This window comes from Pseudacidovorax intermedius, assembly GCF_003350475.1.
GTDB lineage: Bacteria > Pseudomonadota > Gammaproteobacteria > Burkholderiales > Burkholderiaceae_C > Xenophilus > Xenophilus intermedius.
Genome location: NZ_QQAV01000002.1, coordinates 165,638 through 188,739 on the forward strand (window position 1 = coordinate 165,638; position 23,102 = coordinate 188,739).

At 68.5% G+C, this 23,102-nt stretch carries 22 protein-coding genes and 1 tRNA gene; 16 read left to right on the top strand and 7 right to left on the bottom strand.

The window, feature by feature from the left end; all coding sequences use genetic code 11:
• Positions 1 to 105: 105 nt before the first annotated feature.
• From DFR41_RS07410 to DFR41_RS28155, 3 genes are read right to left on the bottom strand one after another with little or no spacing between them, the layout of a single operon-like run.
• Complete coding sequence (locus DFR41_RS07410) at positions 106 to 3,066, bottom strand: YjbH domain-containing protein (RefSeq protein ID WP_114802528.1); 2,961 nt, start codon at positions 3,064 to 3,066, stop codon at positions 106 to 108.
• Complete coding sequence (locus tag DFR41_RS07415) at positions 3,063 to 3,776, bottom strand: YjbF family lipoprotein (RefSeq protein WP_114802300.1); 714 nt, start codon at positions 3,774 to 3,776, stop codon at positions 3,063 to 3,065. Before DFR41_RS07415 ends, DFR41_RS07410 begins: the two co-directional genes overlap by 4 nt.
• Before the next feature lie 56 nt (positions 3,777 to 3,832).
• Positions 3,833 to 3,964 carry a hypothetical protein gene (locus DFR41_RS28155; RefSeq protein ID WP_280525152.1) on the bottom strand — a complete coding sequence of 44 codons (132 nt, stop codon included), beginning with the start codon at positions 3,962 to 3,964 and terminating at the stop codon, positions 3,833 to 3,835.
• Positions 3,965 to 4,335: 371 nt separating this feature from the next.
• Here DFR41_RS28155 and hisI point away from each other — a divergent pair, with 371 nt between their 5' ends.
• The 7 genes from hisI (at position 4,336) to tatC (ending at position 7,641) form a co-directional block, all read left to right on the top strand.
• Positions 4,336 to 4,728 carry a phosphoribosyl-AMP cyclohydrolase gene (gene hisI, locus DFR41_RS07425; protein ID WP_017761024.1) on the top strand — a complete coding sequence of 131 codons (393 nt, stop codon included), beginning with the start codon at positions 4,336 to 4,338 and terminating at the stop codon, positions 4,726 to 4,728.
• Positions 4,725 to 5,129 carry a phosphoribosyl-ATP diphosphatase gene (locus DFR41_RS07430; protein WP_017761023.1) on the top strand — a complete coding sequence of 135 codons (405 nt, stop codon included), beginning with the start codon at positions 4,725 to 4,727 and terminating at the stop codon, positions 5,127 to 5,129. The genes hisI and DFR41_RS07430 overlap by 4 nt, the downstream gene beginning before the upstream one ends.
• 47 nt (positions 5,130 to 5,176) lie before the next feature.
• Entirely contained in the window at positions 5,177 to 5,566 is a 390-nt protein-coding gene (locus DFR41_RS07435; protein ID WP_043118226.1) for a DUF4870 family protein, read from the top strand.
• Positions 5,567 to 5,602: 36 nt separating this feature from the next.
• On the top strand, positions 5,603 to 5,959 hold the full coding sequence (locus DFR41_RS07440; RefSeq protein ID WP_017761021.1) for a histidine triad nucleotide-binding protein: 357 nt from the start codon (positions 5,603 to 5,605) through the stop codon (positions 5,957 to 5,959).
• Between the two features lie 43 nt (positions 5,960 to 6,002).
• Entirely contained in the window at positions 6,003 to 6,242 is a 240-nt protein-coding gene (tatA, locus tag DFR41_RS07445; RefSeq protein ID WP_017761020.1) for a Sec-independent protein translocase subunit TatA, read from the top strand.
• 35 nt (positions 6,243 to 6,277) lie between these two features.
• Positions 6,278 to 6,739, top strand: a complete 462-nt coding sequence (gene tatB / locus DFR41_RS07450; RefSeq protein WP_017761019.1) for a Sec-independent protein translocase protein TatB — start codon at positions 6,278 to 6,280, stop codon at positions 6,737 to 6,739.
• 92 nt (positions 6,740 to 6,831) lie between these two features.
• The gene (gene tatC, locus DFR41_RS07455; protein WP_017761018.1) at positions 6,832 to 7,641 is read left to right on the top strand and encodes a twin-arginine translocase subunit TatC; all 810 of its coding nucleotides are present in this window, start codon (positions 6,832 to 6,834) and stop codon (positions 7,639 to 7,641) included.
• A gap of 137 nt (positions 7,642 to 7,778) precedes the next feature.
• On the opposite strand, the gene DFR41_RS07460 is transcribed toward tatC, so the two are convergent.
• Positions 7,779 to 8,936 (bottom strand): S1C family serine protease, encoded by a 1,158-nt coding sequence (locus tag DFR41_RS07460; RefSeq protein WP_017761017.1) that lies wholly within the window; start codon positions 8,934 to 8,936, stop codon positions 7,779 to 7,781.
• Between the two features lie 303 nt (positions 8,937 to 9,239).
• Between DFR41_RS07460 and DFR41_RS07465 the strand changes: the two genes are divergently transcribed.
• From DFR41_RS07465 to pdxA, 3 genes are read left to right on the top strand one after another with little or no spacing between them, the layout of a single operon-like run.
• Positions 9,240 to 10,553 (top strand): MFS transporter, encoded by a 1,314-nt coding sequence (locus DFR41_RS07465; RefSeq protein WP_114802302.1) that lies wholly within the window; start codon positions 9,240 to 9,242, stop codon positions 10,551 to 10,553.
• Positions 10,550 to 11,314, top strand: coding sequence for a Nif3-like dinuclear metal center hexameric protein (locus DFR41_RS07470; RefSeq protein ID WP_114802303.1), 765 nt, complete (start codon positions 10,550 to 10,552; stop codon positions 11,312 to 11,314). Before DFR41_RS07465 ends, DFR41_RS07470 begins: the two co-directional genes overlap by 4 nt.
• A 10-nt stretch (positions 11,315 to 11,324) precedes the next feature.
• Positions 11,325 to 12,377 (top strand): 4-hydroxythreonine-4-phosphate dehydrogenase PdxA, encoded by a 1,053-nt coding sequence (gene pdxA, locus DFR41_RS07475; RefSeq protein ID WP_017761014.1) that lies wholly within the window; start codon positions 11,325 to 11,327, stop codon positions 12,375 to 12,377.
• Between the two features lie 71 nt (positions 12,378 to 12,448).
• Here the strand turns inward: pdxA and mscL are convergent, their stop codons facing one another.
• Positions 12,449 to 12,883, bottom strand: coding sequence for a large conductance mechanosensitive channel protein MscL (gene mscL, locus DFR41_RS07480; RefSeq protein WP_017761013.1), 435 nt, complete (start codon positions 12,881 to 12,883; stop codon positions 12,449 to 12,451).
• Positions 12,884 to 13,122: 239 nt separating this feature from the next.
• Between mscL and petA the strand changes: the two genes are divergently transcribed.
• The 6 genes from petA to DFR41_RS07510 all read left to right on the top strand — a co-directional run bounded on the left by petA (position 13,123) and on the right by DFR41_RS07510 (position 17,328).
• Complete coding sequence (petA, locus tag DFR41_RS07485; RefSeq protein ID WP_017761012.1) at positions 13,123 to 13,743, top strand: ubiquinol-cytochrome c reductase iron-sulfur subunit; 621 nt, start codon at positions 13,123 to 13,125, stop codon at positions 13,741 to 13,743.
• A 16-nt stretch (positions 13,744 to 13,759) separates the two neighbouring features.
• The gene (locus tag DFR41_RS07490) at positions 13,760 to 15,163 is read left to right on the top strand and encodes a cytochrome b (protein WP_114802304.1); all 1,404 of its coding nucleotides are present in this window, start codon (positions 13,760 to 13,762) and stop codon (positions 15,161 to 15,163) included.
• Between the two features lie 24 nt (positions 15,164 to 15,187).
• A complete protein-coding gene (locus DFR41_RS07495; RefSeq protein ID WP_017761644.1) occupies positions 15,188 to 15,943 on the top strand; it encodes a cytochrome c1 in 756 nt (251 codons plus the stop codon).
• Positions 15,944 to 16,045: 102 nt separating this feature from the next.
• Positions 16,046 to 16,657 (top strand): glutathione S-transferase N-terminal domain-containing protein, encoded by a 612-nt coding sequence (locus DFR41_RS07500; RefSeq protein WP_017761645.1) that lies wholly within the window; start codon positions 16,046 to 16,048, stop codon positions 16,655 to 16,657.
• 37 nt (positions 16,658 to 16,694) lie between these two features.
• Positions 16,695 to 17,216, top strand: a complete 522-nt coding sequence (locus tag DFR41_RS07505; protein WP_114802305.1) for a ClpXP protease specificity-enhancing factor — start codon at positions 16,695 to 16,697, stop codon at positions 17,214 to 17,216.
• 36 nt (positions 17,217 to 17,252) lie between these two features.
• A tRNA-Thr gene (locus DFR41_RS07510) sits at positions 17,253 to 17,328 on the top strand.
• Between the two features lie 183 nt (positions 17,329 to 17,511).
• Here DFR41_RS07510 and DFR41_RS07515 read toward each other — a convergent pair.
• Together DFR41_RS07515 and bcsZ are read right to left on the bottom strand one after the other, a co-directional pair.
• A complete protein-coding gene (locus DFR41_RS07515; RefSeq protein WP_114802306.1) occupies positions 17,512 to 21,909 on the bottom strand; it encodes a cellulose biosynthesis protein BcsC in 4,398 nt (1,465 codons plus the stop codon).
• Entirely contained in the window at positions 21,891 to 23,099 is a 1,209-nt protein-coding gene (bcsZ, locus tag DFR41_RS07520; RefSeq protein ID WP_114802307.1) for a cellulose synthase complex periplasmic endoglucanase BcsZ, read from the bottom strand. Before bcsZ ends, DFR41_RS07515 begins: the two co-directional genes overlap by 19 nt.
• Positions 23,100 to 23,102: the final 3 nt, after the last annotated feature.

Sequence of the window (23,102 nt, forward strand, 5' to 3'; positions counted from 1 at the left end):
CGAACGCAAAGAGGAAAGACGCAGCGCGCACGGGGCGCGGCTGCAGCGGGCGCTGCGAGGATTACGCACGCGCCGGTCGCCCGGATGCTAACCGGCACGATGAGTTCAGCGTTGGACATCGAAGTCGAGAATGTTGTCTCCCGCACGCGGGCGCGTATCGGGGGGCGGGCCGAAGCTGCGCGAATCCGGGTCACGGGCGTAGGTGAGGTCGTAGAGCGTCACGGCGCGGCCCAGGCGGGCGCCGCCGTCGCGGGTCAGCGGCGACCAGTTGAAGCCGATGACCGAGCGGCTGGAGCGGGGCAGCAGCGCGTCCAGCGGGATCGAGATGAAGATGCCCTTGTCGAAGCTGCCTTCGCCGAACTGGGCGGACGAGACGTTGGTCTTGGTGGCGTAGGCGCCCATGGTCAGGCCGTTGTCGAAGCGCTTGGCGATGTCGATCGACACGCCGCGGTCGCCGGCGAGGTACTGGCCGGCGCTCAGCCGCACGAGCACGCCGTTCCAGCCGGTGTTCCAGTAGAGCGAGGCATGGCCCGTGTTGACCTGGTAATCGCGCAGCGAGAAGTGCTGCGCGTACTCGCGCTGGCGCACGTGATTGATGTCGATGCCGAAGGCCAGGCGGCTGCCCCAGGGGCGGTAGAGCCATTCGCCGCCCACGCCCGCGAACATCGATTCCAGGTAGCCGCCATAGACGCTGTAGTACTGGTCGCTGGCCAACTGGCCCACATGCGTCAGCTGCAGGTTCGGGACCGTCACCCGGCTGGTCGTCAGGTAGAGCCGCTGGTCCGTGCGCACGCGGGGCAGGTTGCTGGGCGCGTCGTAGGTGAAGCTGCCGTAGTTGTCGGCCAGCCGCAGGTTGACCTGACCCTGCAGCCAGGTCTGTTGCGTGAAGCGGTACTGGGCGTTGGCCTTCGCGCCCAGTTCGACGAGCGCGAAGTTGTTGGGGCCACCCACCACCTGGCTGAAATTCGGCGAGATGCTGAAGTTGAAGCGGTCCGCGGGCCGCTCCCATGCCGTGGCCGTCTCGGCAGGGCCGCCCGAGCCCGTGGCGGGGGGCAACTGTGCCTCGGTGGGTTCGTCCGGCACCGGCGCGTAGTCGCGCTGCGTCACGTTGCGCGCCAGGTGTGGCGGCAACGGTTGCGCATGCGCCGCGACCCACTCGTCTCGCTGGAAGGCCTGGGCCTGGATTGCGATGCCGCGCTCTTCGTAATGGATGACGAAGGTGCGGATCCCGGCCGGCGCGCTGTGATGCAGCACGGCCACGGCGCGGTCCGAGCGTACCTCCCGGTAGACGGCATCGCTGTCGCTCACCCAGAGGTGCAGCACGTCGTCCTTGGGCGCGATGCGCAGCACGCGCCAGCCCGTCTGCGTCTCGACCTGCTCGGCCGTGCTCGCCCAGCCGGGCGGCTTCGCCGGGGCCTCGGGCACGAAGCGGGGCAGCGGTGGGTCCAACAGCTTGGGTGTCTGGGCTTCCGCCGCGTTGCCGGACAGGGTGAGGCCGATCATGAACTTGTCGCCCCGCTCGAAGCCGGCGGCGAGGGTGACGTTCTTGTTGAGCTTGTAGGCCAGTCCCACGTTGATGGGGGAGCGGCGCGGCAGCGCGTTGCTGAAGGGTTCGCTCTGGTAGTTGTTGCCGTCGTATTCGATCTTCAGGGTCAGCGGATCCCAGGGCGTGCGCCATTGCACGCCGCCGAACAGGGCGGCCGGGCCGCGGAAGTAGCTGCTCAGGTTGGCCTCGCCGGCCGTGCTGGCCGCGGGACGCGTCTTGAAGCGATCGCTCAGCAGCGTGAAGGGATTACTGATGTTGCCGCTCGAGCCCATGTAGCCCCAGCCGATGCCCAGGCTGAAATCCAGGTCGCCCCAGCGCTTGTTGCCGACCAGGTATTCGCTGGAGAACAGGCCCGTGCCGCCGATGTCCCGGAAACCGAGCGACACCTCGGGCAGGTACGTCGATTCGCGCATGAGCCTGAACTTGACGTCGATGCTCTTGTCCTTGTAGCTCTGCGTGCTGATGCTAGGACCGTACTCGCGGTTGGAGATGCTCGTGTAGCGGAAGCCCGCCTCCATCCAGTCGAAGGGCTGGAACATGATGTTCAGCCGGCTGTAGGGCCAGACGGAGCTGTACGACGCGCGGATCTCGCCCGCAGACGCCATGCGTGCCGTGGGCGTCTGGAGCAGGCCGGTCTCGCCCCAGTCGTTGGCGCTGACGTCCAGCGGGCGGGGCAGGGCACTCGCCACCGCGGGCAGGCTGCCATCGGCGACGAAGGCGGTCGATGGCGTTGAGGTACCGGCGGGCGCCGCCACGGGGCCCGGCCGCGCGGGGGCCGGTCCCTGGGTGGCCAGGAACTTGATGAGTCCTTCAGACGCAGCGACCAGGTCGGCCATCGTGCGCGGAGGGGCCCAGAGCCAGGCGCCGGGCGCCGGCTCCACGCCGGCTTCCGCATTCCAGCCGGCAATGCCGATGCGCGTGGTGCGGCCATCGGGCTGCGCCAGCCAGGCCCAGTCCGCGGCGCCCATCCGTCCGCAGGCCTGCAGGTAATCGCCTACCCAGCGGCCGCTGGCGTGCGGCACATGGCAAAGCGTGCCATCCGGCTGGACGACCACCACATCGGCCGTGCGGCCCGTGGGCAGCGCAAAGCGGGCGCGGTCACGCGCCATCGGGTCCTGCCCGGGATTCACTTCAAGCCAGCGTGGGTCGGTGATGCTCAGTGCCACCCGGCCCGTGGCCGGCAGGCTGTGCAGCCAGGCCAGCAGGCGCTGGCGGATCTCCCGGTCCTGCCCCGACAACTGGGCGGCGGACCGCTCCAGGTGGACCAGCAGGACATTGCGCAGGTATTGCTGCGGCAGCTTCTCCTGCGGCACCAGCCAGGCCAACGCCGGATCGGCCGGCTGGGGCGACTGGCGCAGCAGCCAGTGGCTCAGCCGCTCGCCTTCCAGGGTGGGCAGGGGGGCAGGATCCTCGGCCGGTGCCGGCTGTGCCTGTGCGACCACAGCGGCGCCGAGCCCGAAGGCGGCAAGCAACTGGATCCTGAGGGGATGGAGGCGGAAAGTGCGTTCGCGCGTCTTCATGAGCCGGCAGATGTCGGCGTGGCTGTCGCTGAAGGCGCACTCCACCGCTCGAAGGTGTAGCAGGCCTCGGCACTCAGGCATTGCTCCGAGTACACAACCGACGGCGAACCGTTCGCCGTCATGGCAATCCCGAATCTGGCGGGAGGCAGCATAGGGCCGGGGGATGTTGATTCGGTGACTTGTTCTTCGAACCACTTCAGCGAAGCGGCGCGCGCGCCCTTCAGGGCTGCGGGCGTGTAGCTTGCCAGCGGCGTGACGCGCACGGTTTCGCGGATATTCGAGTGGTAGCCCGGCATGACGTCGCGCACGCGCAGATAGCTGCCGGAGGTCTGTGCCTGCGCCCCTACCGGCCAGAGGGGGAGCCGCTCCACCTGGGCGCGCCGCCAGTCCGGATTCAATCCAGTGGTGCCGACGACCCGGCCATCCAGGAGGCGGACGACTTCGCCTTCGCCGCTGTACCACACCTCGACGCTGCCTTCCGGCGTGGGATCGAGGTAACCCAGCACCATGTAGATGGCGGTGCCGGCATGCGTCACCCGCAGGTAGCGGAACGCCGGATTGAAGGCCGGCGGCTGCTGGTCCCGAAGGCCGCCCGCCGTTCGGTCATACAACAGCCGGGCGCTGTCACCCAGCGCTGCACTGCCGGTGCTGCAGCCCCCCACCAAAGCCGTTGCCAGAACGCAACAAAGCAGCCTCAGATGGAGATGCATCGAAGGCTGCCGCCGCGTGGAAGAGCGCACCCCTCGGCCACGAAGGGTGCGGGATCTCACCGGCTCGTGGTGCCGGTGGTGCCCGTGGTGCCCGTGGTGCCCGTGCCGGGGAAGATGCCGGCGTTGCCACCGTCGCTGCCGCCGCCCGCGGCGGCGCCGATTACCAGAGCGCCTGCAAGGCCGGCCACGGCCAAGCCTGCCGCTCCCAAGCCTCCCGCCGCAGCCCCGGCGGCGCCAGCACCACCCGCGCCGCCAGCACCTGCGCCACCCGCGCCGCCAGCGCCGCCAGCGCCACCCGGCGTGGCTTCGGCCGGCGTCGTCGAAGACGGCGCAGGAGGCGTCTGGGCAGCGGCGATCATGGGTGCGGACACCAGAGTGGCCGCAGCGACCATCGAAACGAAACGAGCAAAGTTCATGGTACTTCCCCAAAAAGCCTGTGCAGCCGATCTGTCAGCCACGCCCCAAGGCGCACCTGACCCAAAATGTTTCCCGAAGTTTAACGGCCGTGGCCCGGGAAGGCCATTTTTTGTTGCAGTGCAGCTGGGTAACAATCTGTCCCATGACCACATGGATCGATGAAGTGAGCTGGGACGCGGCGGGGCTGGTGCCCGTGATCGCCCAGGAACACGGTTCCAAGGACATCCTGATGTTTGCCTGGATGAACCGTGAGGCCCTCGCCAAGACCGTGGAGACGGGGCGGGCGGTCTATTTCAGCCGCTCGCGCGGCAGGCTCTGGTTCAAGGGCGAGGAGTCAGGGCATGTCCAGCGTGTGCACGAGATCCGGCTGGACTGCGACAACGATGTCGTCCTGCTCTCGGTGACACAGGAGGGGCATGATCCCGGCATTGCCTGCCACACGGGCCGTCATAGTTGTTTCTTCCAAAAGTATTCTGATGGCCGGTGGGTCGCCGTCGAACCGGTGTTGAAGGACCCGACCTCGATCTACAAATGACAGTTCCCGATTCCTCCGACCCGACGCCTGCCTTTCCGACGCTCGACATCCTGGAGCGCCTTGCCGCGGTGATCGACAGCCGCCGCCCCGCCGCGGGCGGCGATCCGAACAGCAGCTATGTCGCCCGACTGCTGCACAAGGGGCCCGATGGCTTTCTCAAGAAGGTGGGCGAAGAGGCCACCGAGGTGGTCATGGCCTGCAAGGACGCCGACCATGGCGCGCCGCGCGAAAAAATAGTGAACGAAGTGGCCGACCTGTGGTTCCACTGCATGGTGGCGCTGGCCCATTACGGGCTCTCGCCCCGGGATGTGGCGGCCGAGCTGGCGCGCCGCGAAGGGATGAGCGGCATCGAGGAAAAAGCCCTGCGCAAGGCGCAGGCCCGCGAGGCGGCGGGCGATTGACGCCCGGCCCGCGCGGCGGGCACTTCGACATTCAGCTGGAGGAAGCCATGAGCAAAGACATCATCGAAGTGGGCGGCAGCGATTCGCTGCGCGCCGTGGGCTGGGTGAGCTATGTGCTGCACCTGATCGTCGCCATCGCGGCCGTGCTGCCTGGCGCCCAGGTGTCTGTGCTGTTGCTGCTCGTTGCCCTGTTGATCGACTTTGTCAAACGCGACGATGCGGCCGGTACCTGGCAAGCCTCGCATTTCACGTGGCGCATCCGCTCGGTGCTGTGGGCGGGATTGCTCTACGTCCTGACCTCGTGGCTCTGGCTGCTCTTTCTCGTGCCGGGATGGATCGCCTGGAGCCTGATCTCGCTGTGGTTCCTGTATCGCATCGTCAAGGGCATGGTCCGGATGAATGCTGGCCGCCCGATGGACACGTCGGCCGCGGCCTGACCGCCCGCCTTCCCCTTCAATAAAAGACCCAATCGAATGGCTGAGCCCGACTGCATCTTCTGCAAGATCGTCGAAGGAAAGATTCCTTCGCGGAAGGTGTACGAAGACGACGAACTGTTTGCCTTTCACGATATTGCGCCCTGGGCGCCCGTGCACTTCCTGATCGTCCCCAAGCGGCACATTGCGTCCATGGCGCAACTCACGCCCGAGGACGAGTCGTTGATGGGCCGCATCATGACGCTGGCGCCGCGCCTGGCTCTGGAGCAAGGGTGCGGCGCCTATCCCGAGGGCGGCTTTCGCGTAGTGGTGAACACGGGCAAGGAAGGCGGACAGGAGGTGCACCATCTCCATGTCCACGTCATGGGCGGTCCTCGCCCCTGGCTCAAGGGTTGAGCCGGCCTGCAGTCTAAAATTTGAATATTGTTAGGAGTCTTCCATGGGTTCGTTTTCCATCTGGCACTGGCTGATCGTGCTGCTCATCGTGGTCATGGTCTTCGGCACCAAGAAGCTGAAGAACATCGGTTCTGATCTCGGCGGTGCCGTCAAGGGCTTCAAGGACGGCATGAAGGACGGATCGTCCGACGCCCCCGCCGCGGGCACGCCCACGCAGCAGGTGACCGGCCAGCCCTCGGCCGACAAGTCCACCATCGACGTCGAGGCGCGTCAGAAGTCCTGAGTGCTGCGCGCAATTCCTGAGCGAGGGGCACGCCGGTGATCGATCTGGGCATTTCGAAGATGGCGCTGATCGGCGCCGTTGCGCTGGTCGTGATCGGCCCCGAGAAGCTGCCGCGCGTGGCGCGGACGGTTGGCACGCTGCTCGGCAAGGCGCAGCGCTATGTCAACGACGTCAAGGCAGAGGTCAACCGCTCCATGGAGCTGGATGAGCTGCGCAAGATGAAGGACAGCGTCGAAGGCGCGGCGCGTGACGTGGAGCAGAGCATCCGCGACGGCGCGCAGGACGTGCACAACGACCTCTCCGGTCTGGACACCGTCACGCCGGCCACCTCGTACGAGGCGACGCCGGTCTACCCCGTCTACCGCCATCCGAAGAAGAACTGGCGCCTCAAGCAGGGCGCCGTTCCCCACTGGTACAAGGCGCGCAACAAGGTTCGCAGCCGCGCGCAGTCCGGCGCCGCTCGCGTGGCCCGTCATCGGCCACGGCCCGGCGCCTGAGCCGCGGAGGCCGTACGGTACCGACCCGGCTCCGCGGCTTTTTTCTTTTCCGTTCATTTGTGCGCCCGATTCCGGCCACGCGGTGACCTCTGATGGCTGACTCTCCCTCCCACGACAAAGAAGACGAGCTTGCAGGCACGGAGCAGCCATTCGTTGCCCACCTGACCGAGCTGCGCGACCGGCTGCTCTACTGCATCTACGGCATCGCGCTGGCCGCGGCACTGCTGGCGGTCTGGCCGGGACCCGGGGGGCTGATCGACTGGATCGCCATGCCCATCAAGGCGCACATGCCCCCCGATGCCAAGCTGATCGCCGTCGGTGTGTTCTCGCCCTTCTTCGTGCCTTTGAAGGTACTGGCCATGGCGGCCGTGCTGCTGGCGCTGCCCTGGCTCATGTACCAGGTCTGGGCTTTCGTGGCCCCAGGCCTGTACAGCCATGAGAAGCGCTTTGCCCTGCCGCTGATCATCTTCGGCAGCTTCCTCGCTTACGCGGGCATCGCCTTCGTGCAGTTCTTTGTGCTGGACAAGATGTTCGCCTTCATCCAGCGCTTCACGCCGGCTTCGGTGGCGGCCACGCCCGACATCTCTTCGTACGTGGAGTCCATCCTTTCGCTGTACATCGCCTTCGGCCTCGCATTCCAGGTGCCTATCGTGGTGATGCTGCTGGTGCGATTCGAGATGGTGACCATCGAAAAGCTGCGCAGCTTCCGTGGCTACTTCATCGTGCTGTCCTTCGTGGTGGCCGCGGTCGTGACGCCGCCCGACGTCATCTCGCAGCTCGCACTGGCCGTGCCGATGTGCGTGCTGTATGAGATCGGCATCGTTGCCGCGCGGTACTTCTCCAACGCCACGCGGCCGCCCGAAGAGGCCGCAAGCGAAGAGGCGAAATCGGCCGGTCAATAGGCACGGCGATTCGGCGATTCGGCGGGCGGCGCACGCTGCCTGCCGTCTTGGGAAGCACGCCTTTCGACAAGGGGTGATCAAGGTGGCGGCGCGGATGCGCCGTCGACCCGATCAGCTTCCCTCGATTCGCTCCCCTGCTATTCGGCCTGGCGCCGCCGCACCGGCGTGGCCGGCCTTGTTCCGGCGGTGACGTCGACCTCGATCCGGTCGTTGCCGCGCTGAACCTGGAAGCGGCTGGCCGTGCCCGGCTTGAGCCCGGCCACGGCAGTCAGCAGTTCCTGCACATTGCCGATGGCCTTGTCGCCCACACCGGTGATCACGTCGCCCGGCCGAATGCCGGCCTGCGCGGCGGGCGCGTTCTGCAGCACGCCCGTGATGATCACGCCCTGGGTCGCCTTGACGCCGAAGGTCTCGGCCATCTCGGGCGTGAGCGTGGCGGGCTCGACGCCGATCCATCCGCGGGTGACGCGGCCATCCTTCACGATGCCTTCGAGCACCTGCTTGGCCGTGGACACGGGAATGGCGAAGCCGATGCCCATGCTGCCGCCCGAGCGCGAATAGATGGCGGTGTTGATGCCCTGCAGATTGCCCTCGGTGTCGATCAGCGCGCCGCCGGAGTTGCCGGGGTTGATGGCGGCATCCGTCTGGATGAAGTTCTCGAAGGTGTTGATGCCGAGCTGGTTGCGGCCCAGCGCCGATACGATGCCGCTGGTCACCGTCTGTCCGACGCCGAAGGGGTTGCCGATGGCCAGCACCTGGTCGCCCACGAGTAGCGCATCCGAGTTGCCGAGCACGATCACCGGCAGCTTGTCCAGCGCGATGCGGATGACCGCCAGGTCGGTGTCGGGGTCGGTGCCGATCAGGCGGCCGCTGGCGTGCCGGCCGTCGTTCAGGGTGACCTCGATCTCGTCGGCGCCCTCGACCACATGGTTGTTGGTCAGGATGTAGCCGTCCGCGCTGACGATCACGCCGCTGCCCAGGCCGACCTGGGGCTGCTCGTTGTCCTGGTCGCCGAAGAAGAAGCGGAACCAGGGATCGTTCGAGCGCGGATGCCGCGGCGCTGCCTTGCTGGTGTTGATGCTGACGACCGCGGGCGCCGCCTTCTGCGCGGCTGCCGCAAAGCTGCCGGGCGCCGGCGCGGCCGGCGCCGAGGCGGGCGCCTCGATGATGGAGACGACGCCGCCCAGGGAGGTGCTGCCTCGCCGGACCCATTCGGGCTTGAGGGTGGCGACGACGAAATAGCCCGCGAGCAGGACGGTCACGGCCTGTGCAAAGAGCAGCCAAATGCGCTTCATGAGGAGAGAGGAGGGGTGCTGTGGCAGAGGGAAGGCGGAGGGTTCCGCCGGCCCGGAATTGTCTCCCAACGGTCGGAACCGACTTTTGATTCGACGTCGGACAAGACCCCGTTGCGGCTCGAAGCCAGGGGTAAACCCTAAAATCTCCGGTCTCGGCCTATCCGGCCGCCCCGACAGTGGCCTGCGCAACCCATCCGGTTGTCCGTGTCTCACGCCTGTCGACGCCCTCGCTGTCTTCTCTCACCTTCCGTGTCCTGTGTCGGACGCACCGGCCGGCGGCCGTCTCCGCTGCATTGCTCTGCCATGTCCTCTGCATCCCCTTCCGCCGGTCCGCGTGCGCTCACCGCGCGCGACTACAAGACGCTCGCCCTCTCGGCGCTGGGCGGCACGCTCGAGTTCTACGACTTCGTCATCTACGTCTTCTTCGCGACGGTCATTGGGGCGCTGTTCTTCCCGGCGGAGATGCCCGACTGGCTGCGCCAGTTGCAGACCTTCGGCATCTTCGCGGCGGGCTACCTGGCCCGTCCGGTCGGTGGCATTGTCATCGCGCATTTCGGCGACCTGCTTGGCCGCAAGCGGATGTTTACGCTGTCGATCTTCCTCATGGCGGTACCGACGCTGGTGATCGGCCTGTTGCCCACCTACGCTGCCATCGGCGTGGCGGCACCGCTGCTGCTGTTGCTCATGCGCGTGCTGCAGGGCGCCGCGATCGGCGGTGAGATGCCGGGCGCCTGGGTGTTCATCGGCGAGCACGTGCCGTCGCAGCGCTACGGGCTGGGCGTGGGCACGCTGACGGCCGGCATCACCGGCGGCATCCTGCTCGGCTCGCTGGTGGCCGTGGCCATCAACACCCATTACGTGCCGGCGGAGGTGAGCGACTTCGCCTGGCGCATTCCCTTCATCCTGGGTGGCGTGTTCGGCCTGGTGTCGGTGTACCTGCGCCGCTTTCTGCATGAGACCCCGGTGTTCCAGGAGCTGGCACAGCGTCGCCATGTGGCAGCCGAGCTGCCCCTCAAGACCATCGTGCGCGACCACCGCGGCCCCGTCTTCTTCGTGGCACTGCTGACCTGGGTGCTGTCCGCCGCCATCGTGGTGGTGGTGCTGTACACGCCCACCTACCTGCAGAAGGTGCACCACATTCCTGCGGCCATCGCGCTGGAGGCCAATGCCCTGGCCACGCTGACGCTGACCCTGGGCTGCGTCGTCATCGGCTGGGCCTGCGACCGCTTCGGCACCAGGCCGACCATGCTGGTCGGCTGGGCCGGTCTGTTCATCACGGCCTATCTCTTCTACACCGGCCTGCCGGGCACCACCGCTTCGCTCTTCTGGCACTACGGGCTCGTTGGCCTGTTCGTGGGCACCATCGCCACGGTGCCGATCGCCGGGGTGCGCGCCTTTCCGGCGCCGGTGCGCTTCTCGGGCCTGTCGTTTGCCTACAACATGTCGTACGCCATCTTCGGCGGGCTGACGCCCGTGATCCTGACGCTCTGGCTGCAGCGCGACCTGATGGCGCCCGCCCACTATGTCGGTGCGCTCGCGGTGCTGGGCTTCGTGCTGGCCTGGTTGCCACTGGCCGCGCGCGGCCATGCCATGCGGCCCGCGACAATGCGCGCATGAGCATCACGCGATCCGCCCTGCTGCACGCCTTCGACGAGCTGCTGTCGCCCGAACGGTTCAAGGACTACGGGCCCAACGGCCTCCAGGTGGAAGGGCGGGGCGAGATCCGCAAGATCGTCTCCGGCGTGACCGCCAGTCGCGCCTTCATCGAGGCAGGCATCGCGGCAGGCGCGGATGCCTTGTTCGTCCACCACGGCCTGTTCTGGCGTGGCCAGGACGGGCGGGTGACCGGATGGATGCGCCAGCGCCTGGGCCTGCTGATCGGCCATGACGTGAACCTTCTTGCCTATCACCTGCCGCTGGATGCCCATGCCGAGCTGGGCAACAACGCGCAGTTGGGCAGGCAGCTGGGGCTGATCCCGCAGCCGCAGCGATTCGGCGAACAGGACCTGGGCTGGCTCGGCGCCCCGGGGGCAGGACTGCAATTCGAGAGCGCGCAGGAACTGGCCCTGCACATCGAGGCGCGGCTGGAGCGGCGCGTCACCGCCATCCCTGGCGATGGCCGGCCGCTGCGGCGGATCGCCTGGTGCACCGGCGGCGCGCAGGGCTTTTTCGAGGCGGCCATCGCTGCCGGGGCCGATGCCTTCATCACCGGCGAGATCTCGGAGCCCCAGGCGCACTACGCCCGCGAGTCGGGCGTGGCCTTTCTCGCCTGCGGCCACCATGCGACCGAACGCTACGGCGCGCCCGCCGCTGCCGCCCATGTGGCGGCGCAACTCGGGCTGGTGCATGAGTTCATCGACGTCGACAACCCGGCCTGAGTCGCGCGCCATGCTGGCCCCTGATCCATCTTCCATCCTGGCGATCACCCAGGGCGACCCGGCCGGCATCGGTCCGGAGATCATCGTGCGTGCCTGGCAGGAGGCGCCGGATGCGCTGCGGCATTGCTTCGTCGCCGGCGATGTCGCCGTGATGCGCCGTGCTGCCCGATTGATGGCCGGTCCGCAGGGCCTGGCCTGGCCCGTCGCGCAGATCGAGCGACCGGCTGATGCGCTGGCCGTGCCGCCTCGATGCATTCCCGTGCTGCAGGTCGGCACATCGCTGGTGCCGCCAGACTATGGCTGTATCACGGCCGAAGCGGGCCGCAGCGCGGGCGTTGCTGTCGAGTGGGCGGCGCGCGCTGCGCTGCGCCAGGAGATCGCGGCCATGGTGACGGCCCCCCTGCACAAGGAGGCGCTGTCTGCGGCCGGCTACGGTTTTCCGGGCCACACCGAACTGCTCCAGGCCGAGGCCGCGGCCTTCCAAGGCGTGAGCATCGAGCAAGTCCCGGTGCGGATGATGCTGGCCAACGACGAACTGCGCACCGTGCTGGTCAGCATCCATGTGTCGTTGCGCGAGGCCATCGATCGCCTGAGCCGCGGCGGCGTGCTGCAGACGCTGCGCATCACGCATGCGTCGTTGGCCCGCATGCTGGGCCGCGTGCCACGCATCGCCGTGGCGGGCCTCAATCCGCATGCCGGGGAGGGCGGCCTGTTCGGCCGGGAGGAAATCGAGCAGATCGCCCCGGCGGTGGCCGACGCGCGCGCCGAGGGCATCGAGGCCTTCGGCCCCTTCGCGCCGGACACGGTGTTCATGCGCGCCCGCCGCCGGCCGGGCCAGGCCGCAGGCGAGTTCGACGCCGTGATCGCGATGTACCACGATCAGGGGCTCATCCCGGTGAAGTACCTCGGCGTGGAGACCGGCGTCAACGTGACGCTGGGCCTGCCTTTCGTGCGAACCAGCCCAGACCACGGCACCGCCTTCGACATCGCCGGCCAGGGCATCGCAAAGGCCGACAGCCTGATCGCCGCCGTGCGGATGGCGCGCAGCTTGGCGGGCTGCTGAGAAGGCATTCCCGACCGGCGAGCCGGGGCCGGCGCCCAGGTACCGCGCGGGCAACCTGGGCAGAGGACTCGTCAGCGACGTGCCAGGCTGTCGCGGATCTCGCGCAGCAGCACGATGTCTTCCGGCGGCGCGGCAGGCGCGGCCGCGGCCGGTTCCGCCTTTTCGCGGCGCAGCCGGTTGATCTGCTTGACCATCGTGAAGATCACGAAGGCCAGAATGACGAAGTTGACGACGATCGTCAGGAAGTTGCCGTAGGCCAGCACGGGAACACCGGCTTTCTTGAGATCGGCCAAGGTATTCGCGACGCCGGCAGGTATCGTGCCGAGCACGACATAGAGGTTGGAGAAATCGAGTCGTCCAAAGATCAGGCCGACCAGCGGCATGATCACATCGCCCACCAGAGAGTCGACGATCTTTCCGAATGCGCCCCCGATGATCACGCCCACGGCCAGGTCGACCACATTGCCCTTGACCGCGAACTCGCGGAACTCGCTGAAAAAGCTCATGAAACGTTTCTCCTTTCCCATGTGTGTTAACACTTTAGAGGAAAGTATAGGGAGTCGGATGGGCGTTGAACCCCAGGGCAGGACTGAATCGCCGCTGTGGCCGTCGCGCCTTTTTTGTTCGGCGACGGGCGGCGGCGGGGCTTGGATATCGGGGGTGTCCCGCGTTGAAGCACCTAAAACCCCTCCGCTAAAATTGTTTGTTGACCCGGCACAGCCCACAAGTACATCGAGGAACCCCCATGAGTGATATCCCGGTCGGCCCGAAGCGGGTCGACGCCAGCAAGCGGACCTGGCTGATTGCATCCGGCTGTGCCGGCGCTGTGGGTGGGGTTGCCACAGCGATTCCCTTCGTGAGCACCTTCCAGCCGTCCGAAAAGGCCAAGGCGGCTGGCGCGCCGGTCGAGGTCGACATCGGCGGCCTGCAGGTCGGCGAAAAGATCACGGTCGAATGGCGTGGCAAGCCCGTCTGGATCCTCAAGCGCTCGCCCGCGCAGATCGCCGAATTACCCAAGCTCGATCCGCAGCTCGCCGATCCACTGTCCAAGCGCAATCCGTCCGAATTCACGCCGAAATACGCCCAGAACGAGAACCGCTCGATCAAGCCGGAGGTGCTGGTGGTGGTCGGCATCTGCACCCACCTGGGCTGCTCGCCCACCGACAAGCTGCAGGCGGGTCCTCAGCCCTCGCTGCCCGACGACTGGCAGGGCGGTTTCCTCTGCCCCTGCCACGGCTCGACCTTCGACCTGGCCGGCCGCGTGTTCAAGAACAAGCCCGCGCCCGACAACCTGCCCGTTCCTCCGCACAAGTACCTGTCGGACACGCGCCTGTTGATCGGCGAAGACGGCAACGCCAACGCCTGAGCGGGAGGAGACACCCATGGCCGAATTCAAGGACATCTCGCCCAACGCCCCCGCGGGCGCCAAGCTGGGCAACTGGCTGCACAACCGCTTCCCGACCGCCTTCGACGCCTACCGCGTCCACATGTCGGAGTACTACGCGCCGAAGAACTTCAACTTCTGGTACATCTTCGGCTCGCTGGCGCTGCTGGTGCTGGTCATCCAGATCGTCACCGGCATCTTCCTGGTGATGCACTACAAGCCGGATGCGACGCAGGCTTTCGCGTCGGTCGAGTACATCATGCGCGACGTGCCCTGGGGCTGGCTGATCCGCTACATGCACTCCACCGGCGCCTCGGCCTTCTTCGTGGTGGTGTACCTGCACATGTTCCGCGGCCTGCTCTACGGCAGCTACCGCAAGCCGCGCGAGCTGGTCTGGATCTTCGGCTGCGCGATTTTCCTGTGCCTGATGGCCGAGGCCTTCATGGGCTACCTGCTGCCCTGGGGCCAGATGTCCTACTGGGGCGCGCAGGTGATCGTGAACCTGTTCTCCGCGATTCCCTTCATCGGCCCAGACCTGGCGCTGCTGATCCGTGGCGACTACGTGGTGAGCGACGCCACCCTCAATCGCTTCTTCAGCTTCCACGTGATCGCGGTGCCGCTGGTGCTGCTGGGGCTGGTGGTGGCGCACCTGCTGGCGCTGCATGACGTGGGTTCCAACAACCCCGACGGCATCGAAATCAAGGCCAACAAGGACGCGCAGGGCCGGCCGCTGGACGGCATCCCGTTCCACCCGTACTACACGGTGCACGACATCTTCGCGGTCGTGATGTTCCTGATCGTGTTCACGGCGGTGATCTTCTTCGCGCCGGAAATGGGCGGCTACTTCCTGGAGTACAACAACTTCATCCCGGCCGACCCGCTCAAGACGCCCAACCACATCGCCCCGGTCTGGTACTTCACGCCCTTCTATTCGATGCTGCGTGCCATCACCAGCGAGATGATGTACGCGCTCATCGCCTGCGTCGTCGGTGCCGCGGTGTTCGGCGTCTGGAAGACGCGCATGGCCAGCGTCGCCAAGATCGCCGTGGTGGTGGCGGCCGTCATCGCCTGCGCGATGATGCTGTCCATCGACGCCAAGTTCTGGGGCGTTGTTGTCATGGGCGGCGCCGTGATCATCCTGTTCTTCCTGCCCTGGCTGGACAAGAGCCCGGTGAAGTCGATCCGCTACCGTCCTTCCTGGCACAAGTACCTCTACGGCGTGTTCGTCGTCGTCTTCGTGGTGCTGGCCTATCTGGGTGTGCAGCCGCCGTCTCCCATCGGCGAGCGCGTGTCGCAGGTCGGTACGCTGTTCTATTTCGGCTTCTTCCTGCTCATGCCGTGGTGGACCCGCCTGGGCGAGTTCAAGCCCGTGCCCGAGCGCGTGACCTTTGCCGCGCACTGACCGAGCCGCCGGAGAAGCATCCCCATGAAGAAACTGATCCTCTCGCTGATGATGGCGCTGGGCCTTGCCACTGGCGCCCTGGCGGCCGAAGGCGGCATCGCCTGGGACAAGGCGCCGGTGCGCACCAACGACCTGGCTTCGCTGCAGAACGGCGCCAAGCTTTTCGTCAATTACTGCCTCAACTGCCACTCGGCCGCCTTCATGCGCTACAACCGCCTGCAGGACATCGGCCTCTCCGAACAGCAGATCAAGGACAATCTGCTGTTCACCACCGAAAAGGTGGGTGACACGATGAAGGCCAACATCGATGCCCGACAGGCCAAGGAATGGTTCGGCGGCACCCCGCCCGACCTCACTTTGGTGGCGCGTTCGCGCGCAGGTCACAATGGCACCGGTGCCGACTACCTCTACACCTACCTGCGCACCTACTACCGCGACGACACCAAGGCAACCGGCTGGAACAACCTGGCTTTCCCGAGCGTGGGCATGCCCAACGTGCTGTGGGAACTCCAGGGCGAGCGCCGCCCGGTCTATGACAAGGTGGAGCAGCACGGCCACGAAACCGAGGTGCTCAAGGGCTGGGAGCAGGTCAAGCCGGGCAAGATGACGCCCCTGCAGTTCGACCAGGCCGTTGGCGACCTGGTTAACTACCTGCAGTGGATGGCAGAGCCCGCGCAGAACACCCGTGTGCGCGTCGGCGTGTGGGTGTTGCTGTTCCTGGCGGTGTCGCTGGTCTTCGTCTGGCGTCTCAATGCCGCGTTCTGGAAGGACGTGAAGTAGAGAGGACGCGGACGGCGTGGCCCGGGCTTGCCGGGTGCGTGAACGTACAGAGTGGGCTGCTCAAGCGGCCCACTCTTTTTTGATTTTTTGGAGCCTTTCGCCATGATGGTGCTGTATTCCGGAACGACCTGCCCTTTCTCCCACCGCTGCCGCTTCGTGCTGTTCGAAAAGGGCATGGACTTCGAAATCCGTGACGTCGACCTCTACAACAAGCCCGAGGACATCAGCGTGATGAACCCGTACGGGCAGGTGCCGATCCTGGTCGAGCGCGACCTGATCCTGTACGAGTCGAACATCATCAACGAGTACATCGACGAGCGCTTCCCGCATCCCCAGCTGATGCCCGGCGACCCGGTCGACCGCGCCCGCGTTCGCCTGTTCCTGCTGAACTTCGAGAAGGAATTGTTCGTCCACGTCTCGACGCTCGAGAACCGCGGCGCCAAGGGCAACGACAAGGCCATCGAGAAGGCCCGCTCGCACATTCGTGACCGCCTGACGCAGCTGGCCCCGGTGTTCCTCAAGAACAAGTACATGCTGGGCGAGAACTTCTCCATGCTCGACGTGGCCATCGCCCCGCTGCTGTGGCGCCTGGACTACTACGGCATCGACCTGAGCAAGAACGCCGCGCCGCTGCTGAAGTACGCCGAGCGCATCTTCTCGCGCCCCGCCTACATCGAGGCGCTGACGCCTTCCGAGAAGGTGATGCGCAAGTAAGCGCGCGGCGACGGCAAGAGAGAACGACGCGCCATTCATGATCAGCGCCCTCGAATCCACATCGCTGCGGCCGTACCTGTTGCGTGCGCTCTACGAATGGTGCACCGACCATGGCTTCACACCGTACATCGCGGTCGTGGTGGACGAGACCGTCCAGGTCCCGCGCGAGTACGTCAAGAACGGCGAGATCGTGCTGAACATCAGCTACGACGCGACCAGCTCGCTGAAGATCGGCAACGACTTCATCGAGTTCAAGGCCCGCTTCGCCGGCACCGCGCGCGACATCATCGTCCCCATCGGACGGGTGGTGGCCATCTATGCGCGGGAGAACGGCCAGGGCATGGCCTTCCCGCCGCTCGACGCGCAGGCGTCCGAGGCGGGCGAGGTCATCGTGCCCGGAATGGCTCAGGCCACGCCGGAGCCCCGGCCGGGCATGCATCTGGTGGGCGAAGCCGCCGAATCCCAGCCGGGCGGGTCGGCCGCCGCCATCGAGCCGCCGCCGGACGAGCCGCCGCGGCCCCCCAGCGGAGGCCGGCCAGCGCTCAAGCGCGTGAAGTGATCGGCCCGCGACCCTTTCGATAGAATCGCAGGCTTTGCCGCTTTAGCTCAGTTGGTAGAGCACCCGCCTTGTAAGCGGTAGGTCGTCAGTTCGATTCCGACAAGCGGCACCAGACAGTCGGCATCCCGCGCCAGCGGGGCGTCGATCCAAGCCCCCGGACACTTGTGGTCCGGGGGCTTTTTTGTGCCTGACGCCGCAGGCCAGCCGGCTGGCGCGCCGATCGACGAGCACGCCGCCCGACCGCCGTCGGCCGGCAAACCGGCTGACCGGACGCCTGCGGCAGAGCCGCCCGTGCTCACAGCAGCGGCGTGTACGGCGAGCTGAGCGGCGACGGTCCACTGCCGCGGCCGGCGCCTGTGCCGAAGGTGTCGCCGCCATCGAACAGGTAGCGCAGGTACACGCCGCCGCTGAACTCGCGGTAGTTGCGTGCGTTGCTCAGGCTGACGGTCCCGCCCAGGAACATCCGCGGCAATACCTGGTACTCCACCACCGCACCCAGCCCATACGCGAGGCCGGTGTTGCTCTGGGCCGCATAGCGCGCGTCGAGGACGCCGGTGTAGAGATTGGCGGCGAAGGCCTGCCGCAGCGCGGTGGCAGCGGCAGTCTGGCGCGTGCTGTCTGTCGGAAAGTAGTCCGCCGCATCCTGCTGGATCGACTGCACGCCCAGCGAGGCATTGAGCCGCCATGACAGCCGGTCGCTGCGGCCTTCCCACGCGACCGGGAAGGCCAGGCTGAAGTAGCGCTGCGGGCTGAAGTAGCCGCCGTGGCCGTAGGTGAAATAGCTGAGGTTCTTGTCGTAGTGCATGAGCCCCAGGTTGACGCCGGCCGTGAGCGAGGAGCCGGCGCTCTTGAGCACGTGGAAGTACAGGCCCGCGCCCAGCTCCAAGCGGGCGTTGTCCTGCACCTCGGTGCCGTTGAGCGCGGCTGCACCGGCATAGCCATAGATGCCCATGGTGCCGTTGTCGTAGGTCATGTCGTAGCGGCCGCCGCTGGCGACCACGCCGCCCCACCGCTCGCCGGTGCGGCTGTCCTTGGCGCCCGCGAAGGACAGCAGGCTGTCGGTCACAGGCCGGCGATAGAGCTCGGCCTTGTAGCTGAGGCTGTCGTTAAAGCTGCCCTGGTACGCCACCTTGCCGATGACGTTGGTCTCGGCGAAGCCGAGCGGCGTGGTGCCAATGCTGGCGCTGAATTGCGGCCCCTCGTAGCCCACGCTCAGGCCAACCCCTGCCGCATCCTGGGCACCTGCCGGCGCCACGCTGCCATAGGCCTGCGCGAGCGTGGCCTGAGGCCCACCGCCGAAGCGGGCGCCGGTGGCGAAATCCGCCGCCGGCGTGCCCGAGTCCAGCAGCGTGGGCGTGGCGCTAACCACCAGCTTGCCTTCGCCGACGGGAAAGCGTGCCTCGATGGGCGTCTGCAGATCGCTCAGCCGGCTCAGCCCCGATTCACCGCCGCGGGCGCGCAACACCGTGCCGACGCTCAGGCTGGGGCTGCGTGCGCTCTGAAGGTCGGCCAGTTCGGCCTGCAGCGGCGTGGCGGCCACGGCTGCTGTTGGGGCGGGCGTGACGGGCGCCGTGGGCCAGTCGGTGTCGGCGCGTGCCTGTACCTGCACCATGGGAAGACTGCGTGAGGGGATGCCCGCCACCGGCGTGCCGGGAACGGGCAGCCACAAGGGTGCGGCAGCACTGGTGCCGGCCGGGGCTGGCCAGGCGGCGGGCGCCGTGGCCACAGGCGGCGGTGTCTGGGAGGGCGCCGTCGCGGTGTTGGTGGCGCCACCGCTGCCGGCTGCCCTCCGGCGATGGGCCACCCCGCCGCTCGCCGCCGGGGCGGAGGAGGCCGCGCCCGGCGGCGATCCGGCGGGCCCGGTGGGCCAGGGCTGCAGAACGTCGCCCCCCGCCACCGCCGCCGGCCAGGCACCGGCATTCGCGCCGTAGGCGGGTGCGGCGGCGGGCTGGAGTGCTCCCGGGGCGGCTGCGCTCGACCAGCCCGCTGGGGGCGCAGGCAACGCACCGGCCGAGGCGTAGACGGCGCCCGCGCTCAGCGGCGGCGGAATGTAGGCGGCAACGGCCGCAGGTGCCGGGCGCGTCCCCGTGCCCCCGGGCCAGGCGGCTGCGCCGCCGGTCGCGCCGGTCATGCCCGCGAACGGATTGGCACTGGCCGGGGCCGCGCCGCCCGCGCCGGGCAGTGCGGTGGCCAGGCCGGCCTGCCGGGCTTCGGCCTGCACGGCCGCGGCGAGGAACTGCTCGGCCTGGCGGCTGTCACCCGCGTTGCGGTAGACGCGGCCCGCCGCCGCCAGCACACGGGATTCGCCCGGGGCCTGCTTGAGGGCGGCCTGCACATAGGTCTGGGCGTCGTCGTGGTCGCGCAACGCGCTGGCGCTGGCGGCGGCGGCCAGCAGGGTGTCGAGGTCCGTGGGCTGACGCTGCAGCACCCGCTGGTACAGCGCCAGCGCCTGACGCTCGTCGCGGGCGGCCGAGTACAGCCGTGCCAGCGCGCCAAGCACGCCCGCGTCGTCCGGGCGTTCGGCCAGCAACGGCGAGAGCATGGCGTAGGCCGCCTCCAGATTGCCGACCTGGCGCAGGGCGTCGGTCTGGCGGATCGCATAGGCGCTGCGCAGTCCGTCGAAGTCCTGGCGTTGTGCGGCCGTCAGCGCGCCCGCCTGCATTTGCCGCAGCAGGGCCGAGAGCTCGATGTCCTGCCGCGTGGCCAGCAGCAACTGGCCGTAGCGCAGGCGGTCGGCCACGCTGGGGTTGGGCGTGCGGCTGAGCAGTTGCCGGCCCATGGCCAGCGCCCGCGGCGCGTCGCCAATTTCGGCATAGGCCTCGGCCAGCTCGCTCCAGGGTTCGGCCGGCAGGTCGGCGCCAAGGCTGGACTGGGTGGCGGATAGAAGTTCGCGCGCGGCCTGCACCTGGCCGCGGCGTGCCAGCGCGGTGGCCTGGGCCGCCCTGTCCTGCACGAAGAGGCGACGCTGCAACTGGGCCATGGCCGGCGTGCGGCGTGCGGCGGGAATCCGCTCCAGGTACTGCAGGCCGGCACGTCCGTCGCCGGTGTCGGCGGCCAGCAGGGCCGACGCATACAGCGCGTCGGGCATGTCGGGCTGGCTCATCAGCAGGCCGTCCATCACCGCGCGGGCCTGCGGTACCAGGCCGGCCCGGCGGTAGAGGTTGGCCAGGTCCAGCCGCACCCACGGGCTGTTGGGGGCGGCGAGCAGCGCGTCCTCGAGCGTGCGCTGGGCGCCGGCGGTGTCGCCCGTCGCCAGTTGCTGCTGCGCCTGTGCGCGGGCCTGCTCGGCGCGCAGCGCCGACAGGTCGCCCAGTTGCGCGACCTGTTCGGGCGTCAGGCGTTGCAGCAGGGTCTGCGCATCGGCCTGTCGTCCCTGCCGGGTGTAGACGGTGACCAGGCCCGCCAGGGCCTGCGCCTGGGCGGGCTGGGCCTGCAGCACGCGGCGGTAGTTCTCTTCGGCGGCGCCGAGTTCGCCCGCCGCCTGCTGGAGGTCGGCCAGGCCGAGCCGGGCCACGGGCTCGGCCGGGTCGGTGCGCGTGGCCTGTTCGTACAGGCGGCGCGCCGCCGCGCTGTCGTTGCGTTCGCGCGCGGCCCGGGCCTCGCCCACCTGCTGCCAGTAGGTCGCGCTACGCAGGGCCTGCGCCCACTGGCTGGCCTGGCCACCGCGGCTGGCGCGCTCCAGCAGTTGGCGCGCCTCGGCATAACGCTGCTGGCGTAGCCGCACCACGCCCAGGCCGCCCAGCGCTTCGGGGTCGTTCGGGTTCTGGCGCAGCACGTCCTGGAAGCGGGCCTGGGCGGCGTTCTCGTCGCCCTGCTGCAGGGCGCGGTAGCCTTGTGCCAGCGGCTGGGCCTGTGTGCTGGCCTGCGCACCTTCGCGCAGGCGGGCCAGGCGGGCGCTCACCGCCTCATCGGTGCGGCCGGACAGGTACTGCTCGTACAGCGGCGTGTCGCTGGGCCGTGCGTCCAGCCAGATCAGGGCCTGGCGCCAAGCCTCCCGCGCGGCGGTGGCCGTGTCGCCGCCCTGGCCCGCCAGTTCGGCCAGGCTGCGGATGCCCTCGCGCCGGCTGGGCTCCCGGTAGGTCTGCAGGCGTGCCAGGGCGAGCCTGTAGGCGGCATTGCCCGGGTTACGCTGCACCAGCTGCTCCAGGCCGCGCCGGCCTTCGTCCCAGCTCTGGGCGGAACCGCCCAGCACCTGGTAGTACTCCAGGGCGAGCGGTTCGGGCACCGGCTGGTTGCCGATCACCTCCCGGTACAGGCGGATGGCCTCCTCGGTACGGCCGGCCTGTGCCGCGGCCCGGGCGCGCTGCAGGTCGTTGGTGGGCGCCGGGGCACCGGCGGGGCGGCGCAACTGCTCGTCCAGCCGCGCGAGCCGGCCATCGCCTGGCCGCGCGGCCCGCAACCGTTCGATCCAGCTGCGGGCCGCATCGGCATTGCCGCGCGCCAGTTCGAGCTGCGCCATGCCGGCCAGCGCATCGGGTGCGTTCGGGTCGACCCGCAGCAGCTTGCGCCAGCTCTCCTCGGCCAAGTCGTTGCGGCCCAGGGCCTGCCAGTAGCGGCCCTGCTCGACGAGGGCCGTGGCCGCGTCCGACTGGGCCCGGGCGGGGGTGGCGGGCATCAGCGAGCAGACGAGGCCCAGCGCGGCGGGCAGCGTGCGCAGGGACGCGGGGAAGGGGGTCAGGCGTTGGCGGGGCATGGCGGGGCAGGATTCGGCTGCAGCCGGCCGCTGGCGTCGAAGGCGAAATGGCCTTCCAGCCAGCCACGCCCGAAGAGCAGCAGCATGCGTTCGTAATAGGGCAGCAGCGGCTGGCCGGCGGCGGTGCGCAGGTTCACGAAAGCCAGCCGGGCCTGCACGAGTTGTTCATGGCCCAGGGCGCGCAGGTAGGGCAGCAGCGCCGCCGAGAAGCCCGGCGGGCCATCGCCGCGGACCGTCCCGGTGGCGGTGTCGACCCGCTCGGCGACGCGGCCGGTGGACTGCAGCAGGGCGCGGGGCCCGTACAGGCTATGCAGCAGCGGCGCCCGGCCCGTGTCGCCCGTCGCCGTCATGCCCGCCCACAGGTACACCCGGATGGCGTCGTAGCTGCCTTCCGCCCCCTTCTCGGGATCGGTGACGAAGGCCTGCCGGGCCTCGCTCCAGGCGCACCAGTCGGGCACGAAGCCGTGCGGCGAGGTGGCGGCGACCATGCGGACCGTGTTCTGCGCGATCTCGCTCCAGGGGCCGGCCGGGTTCTCGGTGGCCAGCCGGCGCAGCAGGGGCAGGGGCATGTAGCTGGCATTGAGCCGCCACACGGGGCCCTTGCCCACGCCGCGCGGCCAGGGCAGCAGCATGGCGCCCAGGCCGGGCAGGCGCACCACTTCCTCGCGGATCACCAGCACCAGCATCTGGCGGGCGAGCGTGGTGTAGGCCGGCTGCTGCCACAGGCGCCCGGCCTCCAGCAGCGCATAGGCGATCCACAGGTCGGCGTCGGAGGCAGGGTTGACATCGATCACGCCCCAGCCGCCATCGTCGCGCCGGCCCCACTGCCAGGCCGGCAGGCGGCGGTCGGGCTGCCCGTCGCACAGGTTGGCGGTGGTCCAGTCCAGGATGCGCCGGAAGGCGGCGCGGTCGCCATGCACCAGCGAAAAGAAGAGGCCGTAGGACTGTCCTTCCGAGGTCGACTGCTGGCGCGGCGTGTCGAAGTCCACGATCCGGCCATCGGCCTGCAGGTGACGGGCGGCGAAGGCGGGCCAGTCGCTGCGGTCGAGGCAGGCCAGGCCGGGCGGGGCGGCGGCCGCGGCCTGCGCCCACGCGGGCGGTGCCACCGCCGGCAGCGCGCACAGCAGCGCCTGCTGCAGCCAGCGACGGCGGGCCAGGGGCGGGGAGGGGAAGTGGAGGTCTTGCTGCATGAA